Below are 15,736 nucleotides of genomic sequence, written 5' to 3'. Positions count from 1 at the left end.
TGCAGAAGGAGCTTACCTGTGACGACTGAACAGCAGCCTATTCATTCGGGATTCAATGCCAAGAGCGCGGCACGCGACGTGATTGCCGGGATCGATCTGAGCGGCAAGATCGCCATCGTCACTGGCGGCTATTCCGGCATCGGCGTGGAGACGACGCGGGCGCTCAGCGAGGCCGGAGCGACGGTCGTCGTTCCCGTCAGGACGCGCGCCAAGGCGGAAGCCAATCTCGCCGGCATTGCCCGCGTCGAGCTCGCGCCGCTCGACCTTATCGATCCTGAAGCAATCGACCGCTTCGCGGAAGGCTTCCTTGCGAGCGGCCGGCCGCTTCACATGCTGGTCAACAGCGCCGGCGTCATGGCGTCGCCGCTGACGCGGGATGGCCGCGGCTATGAGGTACAGTTCTCCGGCAATCACCTCGGCCATTTCCAGCTTACAGCCCGGCTCTGGCCTGCCCTGGCGAAGGCCAGAGGTGCGCGCGTGGTCGCGGTGTCGTCGCGCGGTCACCGGTTCGCTCCCGTCGATTTTGCAGATCCGAACTTCGAGAAACGCGAATACGACAAGTGGAAGGCCTACGGCCAATCGAAGACCGCCAACGCGCTCTTCGCCGTCGGTCTCGACGAACGCGGCAAGGCGTCCGGTGTGCGGGCCTTCTCGGTCCATCCCGGCGCGATCATCACCGATCTGGTTCGTCATCTGACCGATGATGACTTCAAGGCATTCGGCATTACCCGGCATGCCGATGGCGGGATGGATGTCAGCGAGGAAAGCCAGCGCAGCTTCAAGAATGTCGAGGAGGGTGCGGCGACCTCCGTGTGGTGCGCGACGAGCCCGAATCTCGACGGCCTCGGCGGCGTCTATTGCGAAGACTGCGACATCTCTCCGCTGGTTCCGGAAGGTCATAGCGGGCCGACCGGCGTCTGGCCCTGGGCCTGCGATTCGCAGGCGGCCGACAGGCTCTGGGCACTCAGCGAGAGGCTGACCGGGTGCAGCTTTACGGCGTAGATGGAGGCGCCGCTACACGTCCTACAATCAGTCAAAGGCGTTTCATAGCGGCACGAGTGGTCTTTCCGTGCCGTTTTGAGACGCTGCGAAATGCCCATATGTCCGGCGTTAACGCAGGCCCTGAAACGGACTTGCAACTTCTCTAAATCACTTCACTCTTCAGCACGGAATTGGGGAACGAACCAAAGGGCACTTCACATGACCGCAGCACTTTCCATGTCCAATCCGGCGGATGATGTCGATGTCCTCGCCGGCGCGCTTTACTCCTGGTGCGCAGAGCGAAACATCAAGCTTCGCAGTCAGCAGGGCCTGTCGATCGCCAGCATCGCGATCGATCTCTATCACGCCGGCCATCATACGCAGGACGAGCTGCTGACGGCGCTGCACGAGCGCGAACTGCACTGACGAAAAGAAAGCCCGCCACGAGGGCGGGCAAAATTTACCGGGAAGCGAAGTGGCCCTGGCAACGCCGGTTTGCGGGGCGGATTAAGCCGCCGTCTCGTTGCTCATCAAAGTCAGGATGGTCTTGACCGCTTCCTTGCCTGCCGGCGAGTGAAGCTTGTCGTAATGCAGGGCGAGTTCGTAGGCTTCCGGGCTCAGCTCGATCTTCTCGGGCTGATTGGTCTCGGCACCTTCGAACAGAGCGGAGATTTCCACGCCGAGAAACTGCGCGATCTGGTGCAGCTTGCTGGCGGAGACGCGGTTCGTCCCCTTCTCATATTTCTGGATCTGCTGGAAGGTCAGCCCGAGGGCTTCCCCCAGTTCGAGCTGGGAAACGCGGCGCCGGGCGCGCAACTGTCTTACATTGCGACCGACTAGGATATCGACTGGATCTGGCACGTGAGCGTTCCCTCATTTAGAAACGAATTGCTCACCATAATATGCCGGGTATTTTAAATATCGCAACCCGCGAGTTGCAAAATTCAACCGACTTTTTTTGGTCTTTACGTTGCGTCAGGCCAACCCAGAGTAAGGGCGTAGACCGGCGCATGGGCGGGATTGCCAATTTCGAGCAATTTGCAGATCGCGCTATGGCTGAGTGCGGCCGTGGGACAGGCGGTCAGGCCATGCGCGGTTGCCGCGAGCATGATGTTCTGGCCGATGTGTCCCGCCTCGATCATCACCACCCTGTAGGCATTGGCATCCTCGTATTTCCACATGGTGCGGTCCATATGGGCGACGAGCACGATCATGCAGGGCATGGTATCGGCCCATTCCTGGCCGCCGACTAGGGTTGAGAGCTCGGGCGTCTCATCCGAGACGCGCGCCAGGGAATGTTCCAGCGCCGAATAGTGATAGATGCCCGGCTCCAGCCCTTCGACGTTGCGGGCGAAAACATAGGCTTCATAGGGATTGCGGGCGCCGCCTGACGGGGTCATCGACAGCGGCAGCTCGACCACGGCGTTGCGCGCCTTGCCGGTGATGCCGAGGCCGGCGAAGAGTGCTTCGGAAAGCTCACTGACCGAAATCGGCTTCGCCAGGCCCTTTCGCTGCGTGCGGCGGCGCGACATCAGCTGCAGCAACGCATTGCCGTTCAGCGCCGGAGGCAGCTGGATGACGTCCTTGCGGCCGGAATTCAGGCTGTAGAGTTCGATCTCGCCCTCCGCCGCCAGCGTCGAGCGCTGCAAGTCCTCGGCCTCGTTGAGCGACATATAGTCGGGATCCTGGACGCAGAAGTGCAGGAGAGCAGCCGGCACGCCCCATTTCCAGTTCCGGGTAAAGGCGTCTTCGCGCGCATGCAGCGCCGAATTCTCTTCGACGAGAGCCGACATCTCGACCAGCGAGGCGAGCGTCTCGGTCAGTTCCTCTTCGCTGTAACCCGGCGCCAGATCGCGGATCGCAACGGTCGCGCTCCAGTCGTCGAGGGCGCGAAGGAACTCCAGGAGATCAGGGCTGCACTCGAAAACAGCCTTGGTGAGGAAGTTGCAGGCGACGAAGGCGTCGCCCTCGTTGTGAAAGACGAGAGTGCGTGAGGAGCGGTAGCGCATTCGAATCACATGCGCCCGCCGCGGAGCCCGCAGCAGGCGCTTATGAACTTAATCAATACGGAACATCATGCCGCGGCTGACAAAGGTCGGCTTGGCCTTGACCGGCGTTACCTTGAGGTTCGGCTTCGTCTTGTTCTGCATGATCCATCTCCACGGTTGTAGGAGCGATCCCCTTGATCGCGGCTGGAGGATGAAACAGCAACCAGAAATATTCAATTAATACGGAAATATTGTTTTGACACATCAGAGTGATGCATTGCTTCAATTGAAGTCAAAAACAGGAAATTTCTGAATTAAATCCGTTATTTTTGCGTTTACATAGAAATGTGTAGCCCAAAAATGCGAACTATGACAATCATAGTCATGAGAATAATTCGGTAGGACCGCCGGAGAAGCAGAATGGGCCTTAAAAAGACTGCGCAAGCCAAAGAAGAGCTGACTTTGGATGATGCCGTCGGTGGATACACCATCGACATGCTGAACACGCTGATCGCGCAGAGCAGGAGCGCGAAGCAGCCGATGCTGACCTATCTTCTGTCGATGGCACTCATCGAGGCACACCGCGTCAGCGTCGAGCCGGCGGCGGCCACCCACGATATGGGGTTGTCGCTGAACTAACTGAGGTCGCGCGTGACTGCGGAGATGAAGTCGGCGCGCTGTTGAACGATCATATCCCTGACGATGCGGGGCACCGCATCATCGGTGGTGCGGTAGACCTTTGCGAGACGGAGCGCGGTGCGCAGGTTAATCCTGCTGTTGAGTGGCACCATGACGACGGCGCTGAAGGATGGACCGGCTGGCGTGAAGATCATCGAATGGCCGCCGAGCAGCTTTTCGGAGAAAGGCAGCCATCGGAGCCGCATCAGGGTCGGTTCCTGGGTGCCTATCTGGTTTGCGGCAGCGAATGACAGGCAGTTCAGGCGCTCGACGACGATGCCCTTGTGATCGCCGGTGAAGCGGGACCAATATTCGCCCTTCTTCACCGCCCGGTTCGTGAGGCGGCGAAACGTAGTGGCATTGCCCTGCTTGGCAATGACGATGACGGCGCAGAGCAGGCTGTCCGGCGTACTCGGGATCGTCATATAGGCATGGTATAGGCCCGGAGCGATACCGGCAGCAGGATCCGCGAAGAGCAGCGGCTCCAGCGCGTCACGGGCGGCCGACAGCACACGCTGCGCCGACGGGCGGCCATGATCGAGGTCGACCGAGATCGGCCGCTGATACATTTCTTCCTCGGTGACGCCGAGGTACTGACAGATTTTCTTGACCGAGGCACGCCCAGGCGCCCGGCGAGCCTGAAGATAGGATTCGATCTGCGAGCGGCCAATTTCCATGCCGCGCGCGGCAGCGCTGATGCTGCCCGCCTTTGCGAGGCACAGCCGCCGGAGATTTTCGGCAAAGTTCTCGAGTGCAGACATGTCCGCAGTGGCTTTCAGGAGATGAGTCGGTGCTCAAACTATCTGCAAGCCAAGCGGAATACAAAGGGGGATAGGCCACAATTTGCGGGCTGATCCAATTGACAGATGGCTGCGTAAGGATAGGTAATTCCCGCCGGGAACAAAAAGAATCCGCCGCCCAATGGAGGCACGATCACTGCAATGAAATTCGATATTGAATTGCCTGAAGCGCCGCCGAACATCGCAGCCGATGAAACGCAGCGAAACCTTTCCACGATACTTGATGGACTCTCGGCGCTGCGCTTAAATATTAATCACCAGCCCGAAATTCTTTACTGGATTGAACGCGCGGTCGCTGAAACTGAAAACCAGTTGCGAATGATCGCACCTCCCTTTCACTAATCGATTGAATCGGAATCCATCTCATCATCTTTCGATGACACTTCGCCGTTGATCCCTGCCATCATCTGAGACGATCAACCGCATCCGGCCTGCGCCCGTAGCGCAACATTTCCTCGACAACCGAATCGCATAGGATGCTGCCCAATTCGATATTGGGAGTGTTTTCGTGTTTCTCTTTTCCAAGCTTGTCTGGGTCTTCGGCCAGCCGCTGTCCCTCGCGTTTTTCCTGACCGCTCTCGGCTTCCTTGCGCTGGCCTTCCGGCTACGCAAGAGCGCGCTCCTGCTCTCCGGGTTTGGCGCCGCAGTGCTGTTCGTGACGCTTTACACGACGGCGGGCAACTATCTGCTGCAGGGACTGGAGAACCGTTTCCCCAAACCGGCGCAGGATCCCGACAGCCTGCAATGCATGATCGTGCTCGGCGGCGCTTTCGAGAACGAGGTGAACACCGTCCGTCACGGCATCGAATTCAATGCCGCGGCCGACCGCTTCATCGAGACGCTGCGGCTGGCGCAGAAATTTCCGCAGTCACGGATCCTGATTTCAGGCGGCGATGGCTCGATATCGGGCCACTATGAGGGCGACGCGGCCGCCTCGGCGCGTTTCTTCCCGCTCTTCGGCGTGGCGCGGGAGCGGCTGGTCGAGGAGACCACCTCGCGGACGACCTTCGAGAACGCCACCAACACCAAGGATCTGCTCGCCACGAACGGCCTGTCGAACTGCCTGCTGATCACCTCGGGCTATCACATGCCGCGCTCGGTCGGCATCTTCCGCAAACTCGGGATCGACGTGGTGCCATGGCCGACCGATTTCCGCACCGATGGGGAGGTCCATCTCGGGTTGGATTTCACCCAGCCGAGCCTCAACGCCCAGAACACTGCGACGGCCGTGCGCGAATGGTTCGGCCTGGTCGGCTACTATCTGGCAGGGCGCACCTCGGAGCTCTATCCGAAGTAGTCGCTATTTCTTGGAGATGGTGACGAACTTGGTGCCGCGGACGCGGGCCGTGACGATGCAGGGGTCACCTTCCGTGCGATCGCAGAAGCGCGGATGCATCTTCATGGCCAGAACCATGTTGCCGAAACGCTGGACGAAGTCGTAGCCGTAGATCTGCGCCGTGGCGATCATGAAATAGCCGCCCTCGGCCACTTGGAGATAGAAGTTATAGGGGCAACCGTCATCGTTGCACTGCGGTCCCTTTTCGCCGTCGCAGGTGAGCTCGCCCTCGTTGACGACAGCATCGATGAGGCCGTCATTGTTGATGTCCTGGCGGGTCACGTAGCCCTCGCCGAACTCCGCCTTGGTGCATTGTTCGGTGAAATGCTTCTTCTCGTAGATCTCCGGATCGGAGATCAGGGACTGCTGGGCGAAGGCGGCAACCGGCACCACGAGCAGCGCTGCGAGATTGAGGGCGATGAGAAGCGCTTTCACGGCTTTCCTCTTTTTGGCGGATAAGGACACTGACAGCGGCGCATTCTCTACGCCGCGCCTTGCGCCGCCCTTGCCGCCGTGATTCAGTCGCCCGACGATCTCCGCCGCCTTGGGACCCTCAAATGTCGCTGCTCGCCTATCTCGATTATGCCGGCATTGCGCTTTTCGCGGCGACCGGCGCGCTTGCAGCATCGCGCAAGCAGCTCGACCTCATCGGCTTCCTGTTCTTCGCGACGGTGACGGGTATTGGCGGCGGCACCGTACGCGATATCGTGCTCGGCCGCGTTCCGGTGTTCTGGGTCTTGAACCCGGCCTATATCGTCATCTGCTGCATTACCGGCGTCGTCGTGTTCTTTACCGCGCACCTGGTGGAATCGCGCTACCGGTTGCTGATCTGGCTCGATGCCATCGGCCTGTCGGCCTATTGCGTCATGGGCGCGGCGAAGGGACTGGCGGCCACCGGCTCCCCCACCATCGCCGTCGTGACGGGAACGCTGACCGCGACCTTCGGCGGCGTGCTGCGCGATCTCATGGCGAACGAGCCTTCGGTCCTGCTGCGGCCGGAAATCTATATCACCGCTGCGCTGATCGGCGCCGGCGTCTTTACCGGCGCAACGGAGCTCGGTGTGCCCCTCTATGCCGCGTCAGCGCTCGGCGCCGCGGCAGCCTTCGCGATCCGCGGCGGCGCGCTGTGGTTCGGATGGACGTTCCCGACCTACAGGCACAGGCCCGGCCGTCACCCAGACGATGTGATGTAAGATTTAGCGGTTTTTCGGACGCAGACGGATCACCACGTCGACATGGGCGATTTCCATGCCTTCGGGCGGCTCCGGCAGATTGCCGATCGTCAGATTGCTGACGGGGATATCGAGCACGTCGTTTTCACCCTCGACGAAGAAGTGATGGTGATCGGATACGTTGGTGTCGAAATAGGTCTTGGCGCTTTCCACGGCGAGAACGCGGATCATCCCGGCCTCGGTGAACTGGTGCAGCGTGTTGTAGACTGTCGCCAGCGACACGGGCACGCCGGCGGTAACGGCTTCCTCGTGCAGTTCCTCGACCGTCAGGTGCCGGTCGCCCTTGGCAAACAGGAGATCCCCGAGGGCAACGCGCTGGCGGGTCGGACGAAGGCCGGCACTGCGCAGTCGTGCTTCGATGCTAATCGGGGCTTCTGGCGCCATCAAGGAGGAACTCCGGTTAATTCTAGCGTCAAGTAATCAGGTTTCCTAAGCCATATAACTTTTGCGCAAAAGCCTTTCAATAGTTTCAATGGGGACAATAGGGGCGGAAATGCCTTAAAATCCGGCCTTTGACGCATTTAGCTCTGGCCGCGGCCTTGGCCTTCCTGTATGCGACCACCAAATAAGGCAGATCGCCGGTCCGGCGCGGAATGAGAGGCAGCCATGCTTATGCTTCATTTTCCGAAGAACTTGGACTAAACACTCACTCCATCAGCACGTTGCGGGGGACACAGACTTTTCATGACGACGAGACAATCCAGCTTCAACTATGAGGAAATCCTGTCCTGCGGCCGCGGCGAACTGTTCGGCCCCGGCAACGCACAGCTTCCCCTGCCGCCGATGCTGATGGTCCATCGCATTACCGACATCTCCGAAACCGGCGGAGCGTTCGACAAGGGTTACATTCGCGCCGAGTACGACGTTAAGCCCGACGATTGGTATTTCCCCTGCCACTTCCAGGGAAATCCGATCATGCCGGGCTGCCTCGGCCTCGACGGCATGTGGCAGCTGACGGGCTTCTTCCTCGGCTGGCTCGGCGAGCCCGGCCGCGGCATGGCACTGTCGACAGGCGAAGTGAAGTTCAAGGGCATGGTTCGCCCGGAGACGAAGCTCCTCGAATACGGCATCGACTTCAAGCGCGTCATGCGCGGCCGCCTGGTTCTCGGCACTGCCGACGGCTGGCTGAAGGCTGACGGGGAAGTCATCTACCAGGCAACCGACTTGCGCGTCGGTCTGTCCAAAGCCTGAACCGCGGTCACGATCGCTCCAAATACAAAGACGTTTTAGAAGAGGTCATCGACATGAGACGGGTTGTTGTCACAGGTCTGGGTATCGTTTCTTCCATCGGCAATGACGCACAGGAAGTCACCGCGTCGCTGCGCGAAGCCAAGTCCGGCATTTCCTTTTCGAACGATTTCGCCGAGCACGGCTTCAAGTGCCAGGTCTGGGGTTCGCCGAAGATCGACGTGACCGACCTCGTCGACCGCCGTGCAGCCCGCTTCCTGTCGCAGGGCGGCATGTGGAACCACGTCGCCATGAAGCAGGCGATCGCCGATTCCGGCCTCGAAGACAGCGATATCGGCGGCAACGAGCGCACCGGCATCATCATGGGTTCCGGCGGCCCGTCCACCCGCACGCTGATCGAAGCGGCCGACATCACCATCAAGAACAACAGCCCGAAGCGCATCGGTCCGTTCGCCGTGCCGAAGGCGATGTCCTCGACGGCGTCGGCGACGCTCGCCACCTGGTTCAAGATCCACGGCGTCAACTACTCGATCTCGTCGGCCTGCTCGACCTCGGCGCACTGCATCGGCAATGCCGCAGAAATGATCCAGTGGGGCAAGCAGGACATCATGTTCGCCGGCGGCCACGAAGATCTCGACTGGACGATGTCGAACCTCTTCGACGCCATGGGCGCAATGTCCTCCAAGTATAACGATACGCCCGATACCGCCTCGCGCGCTTATGACGTCAGCCGCGACGGCTTCGTCATCGCCGGCGGCGCCGGCGTTCTGGTTCTCGAAGAACTCGAGCATGCCAAGGCACGCGGCGCCAAGATCTACGCCGAAATCGTCGGCTACGGCGCGACCTCCGACGGTTACGACATGGTCGCTCCGTCGGGCGAAGGCGCCATCCGCTGCATGCGCCAGGCACTCGCGACGGTGAAGGGCAGCGTTGACTACGTCAACACGCACGGTACCTCGACGCCCGTTGGCGACAGCAAGGAAATCGGCGCGATCCGCGAAGTCTTCGGCGACAAGATCCCGCACATCCAGTCGACCAAGTCGCTGACCGGCCACTCGCTCGGCGCGGCCGGCGTTCAGGAATCGATCTACTCGCTGCTGATGATGCAGGCGGGCTTCATCGGCGAAAGCGCCCATATCAAGGAACTCGATCCCGAGTTCGACGGCGTGCCGATCGTTCGCAAGCGCATCGACGATGCCAAGATCGACATTGCTCTTTCCAACTCCTTCGGCTTCGGCGGCACGAACGCTACGCTCGTCTTCCAGCGCTACAACGGATAATACCATGACGGGATTCATGCAGGGTAAGCGCGGCCTCATCATGGGCGTCGCAAACAACCATTCTATCGCCTGGGGCATTTCGAAGGCGCTGGCCGCCCAGGGCGCCGAACTGGCCTTCACCTTCCAGGGCGAGGCGCTCGGCAAGCGCGTGAAACCGCTTGCAGCTGAAGTCGGCTCCGACTTCGTCCTGCCCTGCGATGTCGAGGACGTCGCTTCGGTCGATGCTCTCGTCGAGTCGATCAAGGAGCGCTGGGGGAAGCTCGATTTCGTCGTTCACGCCATCGGTTTCTCCGATAAGAACGAGCTGAAGGGCCTCTACGCAGACACCACGCGCGAAAACTTCAGCCGCACGATGGTGATCTCCTGTTTCTCCTTCACCGAGATCGCCAAGCGCTGTGCACCGCTGATGAGCGACGGCGGCTCGATGCTGACGCTGACCTATAACGGCTCGACGCGCGTCATCCCGAACTACAACGTCATGGGCGTTGCGAAGGCTGCTCTCGAAGCCTCCGTGCGCTATCTGGCGGCCGATTACGGTCCGAAGGGCATCCGCGTCAACGCGATCTCCGCCGGCCCGATCCGCACGCTCGCAGGCGCCGGCATCTCCGACGCCCGCGCGATCCTCTCATGGAACCAGCGCAATGCGCCACTGCGCAAGACCGTCAGCATCGACCATGTCGGCAATTCGGCGCTCTACCTGCTCTCCGACATGTCGGCCGGCGTCACCGGCGAAATCCACTTCGTCGACGCAGGCTTCAACATCACCTCGATGCCAACGCTGGACGCGCTGCGGACTGCAGACGTCGAGTAAGCTTTCCAACATCCAGATATGAAAAAGGCGGCCATTGGCCGCCTTTCTTATTTCTTCGCCCAGAGAACCTTGAAGCGGGCGTTGCGGCAGGTTTCGCCGCTTTCGCGGAAGCTTGCCGCCAGGACCGGCTCATAGGGAAGGCCGCGGTTGGCGACGAGCATGAGGCGGCCGCCGCCGCGTAGTGCCGAGGCTGCGGTCTTGATCATCGCCTGACCGAGCGAGGGCTCAGCGGCGTGGCCTTCATGGAAGGGCGGGTTCATGATGATGAGGTCGTACTTGTCCTTGACCGGCTCGGCCGCCAGATCGTGCCAGAAGAAGCGAGCGGGCGCCTTCGGGAAGTTCTCTGCCAGATTGTCCTTGGCGGCTTCCAGCGACGCATAGTTGGCCTCGTAGAGATCGATGCGCTCGAGGCGCGGCGACTTCTCCATCAGTTCGACCGAGAGATAACCCCAGCCGGCGCCGAAATCGGCGGCGTCGCCGGTGAAATCGGTCGGAAGGCGCGAGGCGAGCAGTTCCGAGCCGTCGTCAATGCGATCATGCGAGAACATGCCGGGGGCGGCGATGAAGCGGCCGTCGACACGCACCGACGCCTTGGCGAATTTGGCGACAGCTTCGCTGACATCAGCCGGGCGGATGAACCAGAAGGCGACGCCGTGATATTTCGGCATGTGCTCGATATCGAAGCCGAAGCCGTCCATGCGCTTGCGCAGCGGCTGGATGCCGTCTTCCTTGCCACCGGCGACGACAATGAGGCCGCCTGTTTTCACGAGAGAAAGCGCCGAAGCGATATTTGCCTCGTTCTCGCCCTTGTGCTTGGTGCAGAGAACCAGAGCCGCATCGTAATCCTCACCCTCGATCTCAGGCGCGGTTTCGATGCGCTGGGCCTGCAGCTGCCGGAACAGCGGGCGGAAGCCCTGTACGGCGCTCAGCGAGGCCGCAAAGCCCTCCGGCAGTGCGAAGCCTGCCTCGGCGCCGAGAAACAGCACACGCTGCCCCTCGCCCGGCGCATCGACGGTGCCGCTGGCAAAGGGGTGGAACAGGGTCTTCAGCGTTTCGCGGCTCATGGGCTCATCTCGTCTTTGAATACAAAAAGGGCGCGGAAACAGTCCCGCGCCCATGAAGTCCTGGAAAGGCGCAGCTTACTCGGCTGCTTCTTCCTTCTTCTTGTCGGCCGGGATTTCCTGGCCGGTCGCCTGATCGACAACCTTCATCGACAGGCGGACCTTGCCGCGCTCGTCGAAGCCGAGGAGCTTGACCCAGACCTTCTGGCCTTCCTTGACGACGTCCTGCGTCTTGGCAACGCGCTCGGAAGCGAGCTGCGAGATGTGGACGAGGCCGTCACGGGCGCCGAAGAAGTTGACGAATGCGCCGAAGTCGGCGGTCTTGACGACCGTGCCTTCGTAGATAACGCCAATTTCCGGCTCGGCAACGATCGAGTGGATCCACTTGCGGGCCGCTTCGATTTCCTTGCCCGAGGACGAGGCGATCTTGACGGTGCCGTCGTCTTCGATGTTGATCTTCGCGCCGGTCTTTTCGACGATTTCGCGGATGACCTTGCCGCCGGAGCCGATGACTTCACGGATCTTGTCGACCGGGATGTTCATGACTTCGATGCGCGGAGCGAATTCGCCGAGCTGGCCGCGGCTCTCGGTGATGGCCTTGGCCATTTCGCCGAGGATGTGAGCGCGACCGCCCTGTGCCTGGCCGAGAGCGACCTTCATGATCTCTTCGGTGATACCGGCGATCTTGATGTCCATCTGCAGCGAGGTGATGCCGTCAGCGGTACCGGCAACCTTGAAGTCCATGTCGCCGAGGTGGTCTTCGTCGCCGAGGATGTCGGAGAGAACGGCGAAGCGGTCACCTTCGAGGATCAGGCCCATGGCGATACCGGCAACCGGCTTGGCAAGCGGAACGCCTGCGTCCATGAGTGCCAGCGAGGTGCCGCAAACGGTTGCCATCGAAGACGAGCCGTTCGACTCGGTGATTTCGGAGACAACGCGCAGCGTGTAGGGGAACTGTTCAGCCGACGGCAGCATCGGGCGGATAGCGCGCCATGCGAGCTTGCCGTGACCGATTTCGCGGCGGCCCGGGGAGCCCATGCGGCCGGTTTCGCCGACAGAGTAGGGCGGGAAGTTGTAATGGAGCAGGAAGCGCTCCTTGTACATGCCCGTCAGGCTGTCGACATACTGTTCGTCTTCGCCGGTGCCGAGCGTGGCAACGACGATCGCCTGCGTTTCACCGCGGGTGAAGAGAGCAGAACCGTGGGTGCGCGGCAGGAGGCCGACTTCGGAAACGATCGGGCGAACAGTTTCGAGGTCGCGGCCGTCGATGCGGCTCTTGGTGTCGAGGATGTTCCAGCGAACGATCTTGGCCTGCAGGTGCTTGAAGATCGCGCCGACTTCTTCAGCCGTGTACTTGGCTTCGCCTTCTTCCGGCAGGAAGTGTGCCTTGACCTTCGCCTTGACGGCGTCGACGGCAGCGTAGCGTTCAGCCTTCTGCGTGTTCTTGTAGGCGGTGCGGAGTTCGGCTTCGAAATGCTTCAGCATTTCGCCTTCGAGTTCCGAATAGTCTTCCGGCTGGAAGTCGCGCGGTTCCTTGGCAGCCACTTCGGCGAGCTTGATGATCGCGTCGAGAACCGGCTGGAAGCCCTTGTGGCCGAACATGACGGCGCCGAGCATGATTTCTTCGTTGAGTTCCTTGGCTTCGGATTCAACCATCAGAACGGCATCATGCGTACCGGCAACGACGAGGTCGAGAACCGACTCGTCCATCTCGTCGAGATGCGGATTGAGGATGTATTCGCCGTTGATGTAGCCGACGCGAGCGCCGCCGACCGGGCCCATGAAAGGAACGCCGGAGAGCGTCAAGGCTGCGGAGGTCGCAACCATCGACAGGATATCCGGGTTGTTTTCGAGGTCATGCTGGATGACCGTGACGACGACCTGGGTGTCGTTCTTGTAGCCTTCCGGGAAGAGCGGGCGGATCGGGCGGTCGATCAGGCGGGAAACGAGGGTTTCGTTTTCCGACGGACGTCCCTCGCGCTTGAAGTAGCCGCCGGGGATCTTGCCGGCTGCGTAGGTCTTTTCCTGGTAATTGACGGTGAGCGGGAAGAAATCCTGGCCGGGCTTCGGAGCCTTGGCGGAAACGACGGTCGCGAGAACGACGGTTTCGCCGTAGGTGGCGAGAACGGCGCCGTCAGCCTGACGGGCGATCTTGCCGGTTTCGAGCTTCAGCGGGCGGCCTGCCCACTCGATTTCCACGCTATGGGTATCGAACATATGTCTTGTCCTTCAATGCGGGAACAGGCGCCACGACCCTTTCAAGGCATAGCGCGCGATCGACCGCAATTATGTGACGCATCATGGGCAAGACAACGGGAGGCTTTGCGGCAGCGGCTTTCGAGAAAGCCGGGCCAAGGCTTCGGTACCTTGGCCGGAAAGCATCCGGCAATCCTGCCCCATGACAGGTCAACGGTTGTTTTGGCAAAACCGGCCCATCCGGGTCTGCCTCAGTTCCGCCACGCGAGATATCAAACGGGGCGGGCAGTCTGTGGGGCACCAAGCCCCGAATAAGCAACCGGCGGGCGTCCGAAGAGCCCGCCGGAAAACATTAGCGACGGATACCCAGGCTGGTGATCAGCTTGGTGTAACGGCCTTCGTTCTTCTTCTTGAGGTAGTCGAGAAGCGAACGGCGGCTCGAAACCATCGTCAGCAGGCCACGGCGGGAGTGGTTGTCCTTCTTGTGGCCCTTGAAGTGTTCCGTGAGGTTGTTGATCCGCTCGGTCAGGATAGCAACCTGGACTTCCGGAGAACCGGTGTCGCCTTCGAACGTTGCGTATTCCTTGATCAGGGCGGTCTTGCGCTCAGCAGTAATCGACATCGGATGTTCCTTTCAATGAGAGGAGATAAGGTCGCCAAAAGCCGGGATGTCGTCCAGCTTTGGCCGCGAATTGCATTCAGGCCTGCCTGATGCTGGCGCTGCCTATAAACCATTCAGACAGCGAAGGGAAGAGGCATGACTGGCACGCCTCCTCAAGGCTCCTGTGGCCTCAGCCGAAGACGCGCTTCGGGCGGAATTCGCCCTGGCCGATCTCGCCGATGGCGATCAGTTTGCCGCGCGCCGTCGCATAGGCTTCGCTCTCGGTGATCGGTGCATCGCGGCCGCGCACGAGGATCGGATTGCCCATTTTCAGGCGGTGCGCCTGGTCGTCGTTGACGATGAGATGCGGAAGTGCGGAGAGCGCCTCGCTGGTGTCGATCAGCAGCGCGTCGAGGGCGGCCAGACGCTCGTCCTGATCCTCGATCGCTTCGAGAGCGACCAGATCGGCGAGCGGGATCATGCTGTCTTCGGCGAAGGGAGCGACGAAGGTACGGCGGAGACCCGAGATATGGCCGTAGCAACCGAGTTCGCGGCCGAAGTCGCGGGCGAGAGCGCGGACATAGGTGCCCTTGCCGCATTCGACTTCGAAATGCGCGGTGCTGGCATCCGGGCAGGAGAGCAGCGTCAGGCGGAAGATCTCGACTTCGCGCGACGGGATCTCGACGGCCTCGCCCTCACGGGCGAGGTCATAGGCACGCTCGCCGGCAATCTTGATCGCCGAAAACTGCGGCGGGACCTGATTGATGACACCGGTATAGCCTGGCAGCAGGGCGCGGATCTGTTCTTCCGACGGACGCTTGTCCGAACTCTGGGTGACGTCACCCTCGAGGTCGTCAGTGGCGCGCTCTTCGCCCCAGGTGACGGTGAATTCGTAGATCTTGCGGCCATCCATGACATAGGGAACGGTCTTGGTGGCGTCGCCAAGCGCGATCGGCAGCATGCCGGAGGCAAGCGGATCGAGCGTGCCGGCATGGCCGCATTTCTGCGCCTTGAACAGCCACTTGATCTTGGAAACAGCTTCCGTGGAGCCGAAATCCACCGGCTTGTCGAGGATCAGCCAGCCGGAAACCGGGCGGCCCTTGGGTTTACGTGGTTTGGACATGTCTTCTTCTGTTATCAGGCGTCAGCGTCGTCATCGAGGTCGCGGCTGACCTCCGGAGAGCGCAGGAGCTCATCGATCTTCTTGTAATTGTCGAAGCTCGTATCGTCGCGGAAGCGGACTTCCGGCATGTATTTCATCTGGCGCAGCTGATTGCCGAGGCGGCCGCGGATGTATTTCGCATTCTTGTTCAGCGCCGCGATCACCTTGTCATGATCGGAGACGCCGAGCGGCGTCACGAAGGCGGTCGCGATCTTCAGATCGGGCGACATGCGCACTTCGGAGATGGAGATCACGGTCTTTTCGATCACGTCGTCGCGGACTTCGCCGCGCTGCAGGACCTGCGTGATCGCAGCGCGCACCTGCTCGCCGACGCGCAGCATGCGCTGGGAAGGAGCCGAGGTTGTCGGTCTTGTTGCCATTTTTCTTTGCCTCAAAAGGTTCGGGCGCCGGCCTTATGTGAT

General features: G+C 61.0%; 19 protein-coding genes. 9 read left to right on the top strand and 10 right to left on the bottom strand.

The annotated features are described in order from the left end of the window. Positions 1-18 precede the first annotated feature (18 nt). Positions 19-1,002: an oxidoreductase gene (locus ACEN84_RS09620; protein WP_413710700.1), complete on the top strand. Its 984-nt coding sequence runs from the start codon at positions 19-21 to the stop codon at positions 1,000-1,002. 198 nt (positions 1,003-1,200) lie between these two features. Continuing rightward, positions 1,201-1,407 carry a hypothetical protein gene (locus ACEN84_RS09615; protein WP_112714174.1) on the top strand — a complete coding sequence of 69 codons (207 nt, stop codon included), beginning with the start codon at positions 1,201-1,203 and terminating at the stop codon, positions 1,405-1,407. 81 nt (positions 1,408-1,488) lie between these two features. Here the strand turns inward: ACEN84_RS09615 and ACEN84_RS09610 are convergent, their stop codons facing one another. Together ACEN84_RS09610 and ACEN84_RS09605 are read right to left on the bottom strand one after the other, a co-directional pair. Then, positions 1,489-1,842 carry a helix-turn-helix domain-containing protein gene (locus tag ACEN84_RS09610; RefSeq protein WP_112714176.1) on the bottom strand — a complete coding sequence of 118 codons (354 nt, stop codon included), beginning with the start codon at positions 1,840-1,842 and terminating at the stop codon, positions 1,489-1,491. Between the two features lie 104 nt (positions 1,843-1,946). Next, a complete protein-coding gene (locus tag ACEN84_RS09605) occupies positions 1,947-2,990 on the bottom strand; it encodes a SagB/ThcOx family dehydrogenase (RefSeq protein WP_413710699.1) in 1,044 nt (347 codons plus the stop codon). Between the two features lie 399 nt (positions 2,991-3,389). On the opposite strand from ACEN84_RS09605, the gene ACEN84_RS09600 reads away from it, so the two are divergent. Then, a complete protein-coding gene (locus ACEN84_RS09600) occupies positions 3,390-3,608 on the top strand; it encodes a hypothetical protein (RefSeq protein ID WP_112714180.1) in 219 nt (72 codons plus the stop codon). Here the strand turns inward: ACEN84_RS09600 and ACEN84_RS09595 are convergent. Next, positions 3,605-4,408 carry a helix-turn-helix domain-containing protein gene (locus ACEN84_RS09595; RefSeq protein WP_112714182.1) on the bottom strand — a complete coding sequence of 268 codons (804 nt, stop codon included), beginning with the start codon at positions 4,406-4,408 and terminating at the stop codon, positions 3,605-3,607. The two genes, ACEN84_RS09600 and ACEN84_RS09595, sit on opposite strands and share 4 nt — an antisense overlap. Positions 4,409-4,588: 180 nt before the next feature. Here ACEN84_RS09595 and ACEN84_RS09590 point away from each other — a divergent pair, with 180 nt between their 5' ends. Continuing rightward, positions 4,589-4,789 carry a hypothetical protein gene (locus ACEN84_RS09590; protein ID WP_130279381.1) on the top strand — a complete coding sequence of 67 codons (201 nt, stop codon included), beginning with the start codon at positions 4,589-4,591 and terminating at the stop codon, positions 4,787-4,789. A gap of 166 nt (positions 4,790-4,955) precedes the next feature. Further along, complete coding sequence (locus ACEN84_RS09585) at positions 4,956-5,744, top strand: YdcF family protein (RefSeq protein WP_413710698.1); 789 nt, start codon at positions 4,956-4,958, stop codon at positions 5,742-5,744. Between the two features lie 3 nt (positions 5,745-5,747). Here the strand turns inward: ACEN84_RS09585 and ACEN84_RS09580 are convergent, their stop codons facing one another. Further along, positions 5,748-6,218, bottom strand: a complete 471-nt coding sequence (locus tag ACEN84_RS09580) for a hypothetical protein (protein ID WP_112714188.1) — start codon at positions 6,216-6,218, stop codon at positions 5,748-5,750. Between the two features lie 122 nt (positions 6,219-6,340). On the opposite strand from ACEN84_RS09580, the gene ACEN84_RS09575 reads away from it, so the two are divergent. Continuing rightward, positions 6,341-6,976: a trimeric intracellular cation channel family protein gene (locus ACEN84_RS09575; protein WP_413710697.1), complete on the top strand. Its 636-nt coding sequence runs from the start codon at positions 6,341-6,343 to the stop codon at positions 6,974-6,976. 3 nt (positions 6,977-6,979) lie between these two features. On the opposite strand, the gene irrA is transcribed toward ACEN84_RS09575, so the two are convergent. Continuing rightward, positions 6,980-7,399 (bottom strand): iron response transcriptional regulator IrrA, encoded by a 420-nt coding sequence (gene irrA / locus ACEN84_RS09570; RefSeq protein ID WP_130279385.1) that lies wholly within the window; start codon positions 7,397-7,399, stop codon positions 6,980-6,982. Between the two features lie 300 nt (positions 7,400-7,699). Between irrA and fabA the strand changes: the two genes are divergently transcribed. The 3 genes from fabA to fabI are packed head-to-tail and all read left to right on the top strand — an operon-like array spanning position 7,700 to position 10,294. Further along, positions 7,700-8,206: a 3-hydroxyacyl-[acyl-carrier-protein] dehydratase FabA gene (fabA, locus tag ACEN84_RS09565; RefSeq protein WP_203429833.1), complete on the top strand. Its 507-nt coding sequence runs from the start codon at positions 7,700-7,702 to the stop codon at positions 8,204-8,206. Positions 8,207-8,259: 53 nt separating this feature from the next. Beyond that, a complete protein-coding gene (fabB, locus tag ACEN84_RS09560) occupies positions 8,260-9,483 on the top strand; it encodes a beta-ketoacyl-ACP synthase I (protein WP_413710696.1) in 1,224 nt (407 codons plus the stop codon). A 4-nt stretch (positions 9,484-9,487) separates the two neighbouring features. After that, positions 9,488-10,294, top strand: coding sequence for an enoyl-ACP reductase FabI (gene fabI, locus ACEN84_RS09555; RefSeq protein ID WP_413710695.1), 807 nt, complete (start codon positions 9,488-9,490; stop codon positions 10,292-10,294). 47 nt (positions 10,295-10,341) lie between these two features. Here fabI and ACEN84_RS09550 read toward each other — a convergent pair whose 3' ends face one another. The 5 genes from ACEN84_RS09550 to rbfA form a co-directional block, all read right to left on the bottom strand. Continuing rightward, positions 10,342-11,358 carry a methyltransferase gene (locus ACEN84_RS09550; protein WP_413710694.1) on the bottom strand — a complete coding sequence of 339 codons (1,017 nt, stop codon included), beginning with the start codon at positions 11,356-11,358 and terminating at the stop codon, positions 10,342-10,344. Positions 11,359-11,433: 75 nt separating this feature from the next. After that, positions 11,434-13,572 carry a polyribonucleotide nucleotidyltransferase gene (gene pnp / locus ACEN84_RS09545; protein WP_130279387.1) on the bottom strand — a complete coding sequence of 713 codons (2,139 nt, stop codon included), beginning with the start codon at positions 13,570-13,572 and terminating at the stop codon, positions 11,434-11,436. Between the two features lie 331 nt (positions 13,573-13,903). Next, a complete protein-coding gene (gene rpsO / locus ACEN84_RS09540; RefSeq protein WP_026283114.1) occupies positions 13,904-14,173 on the bottom strand; it encodes a 30S ribosomal protein S15 in 270 nt (89 codons plus the stop codon). Positions 14,174-14,342: 169 nt separating this feature from the next. After that, positions 14,343-15,275 carry a tRNA pseudouridine(55) synthase TruB gene (gene truB / locus ACEN84_RS09535; RefSeq protein ID WP_413710693.1) on the bottom strand — a complete coding sequence of 311 codons (933 nt, stop codon included), beginning with the start codon at positions 15,273-15,275 and terminating at the stop codon, positions 14,343-14,345. A gap of 14 nt (positions 15,276-15,289) precedes the next feature. Next, positions 15,290-15,694: a 30S ribosome-binding factor RbfA gene (gene rbfA, locus ACEN84_RS09530; protein ID WP_112714204.1), complete on the bottom strand. Its 405-nt coding sequence runs from the start codon at positions 15,692-15,694 to the stop codon at positions 15,290-15,292. Positions 15,695-15,736: the final 42 nt, after the last annotated feature.

It is taken from the genome of Rhizobium sp. Rhizsp82, assembly GCF_047325115.1.
Classification (GTDB): domain Bacteria; phylum Pseudomonadota; class Alphaproteobacteria; order Rhizobiales; family Rhizobiaceae; genus Rhizobium.
This window is presented reverse-complemented; position numbering and strand designations above follow the sequence as displayed.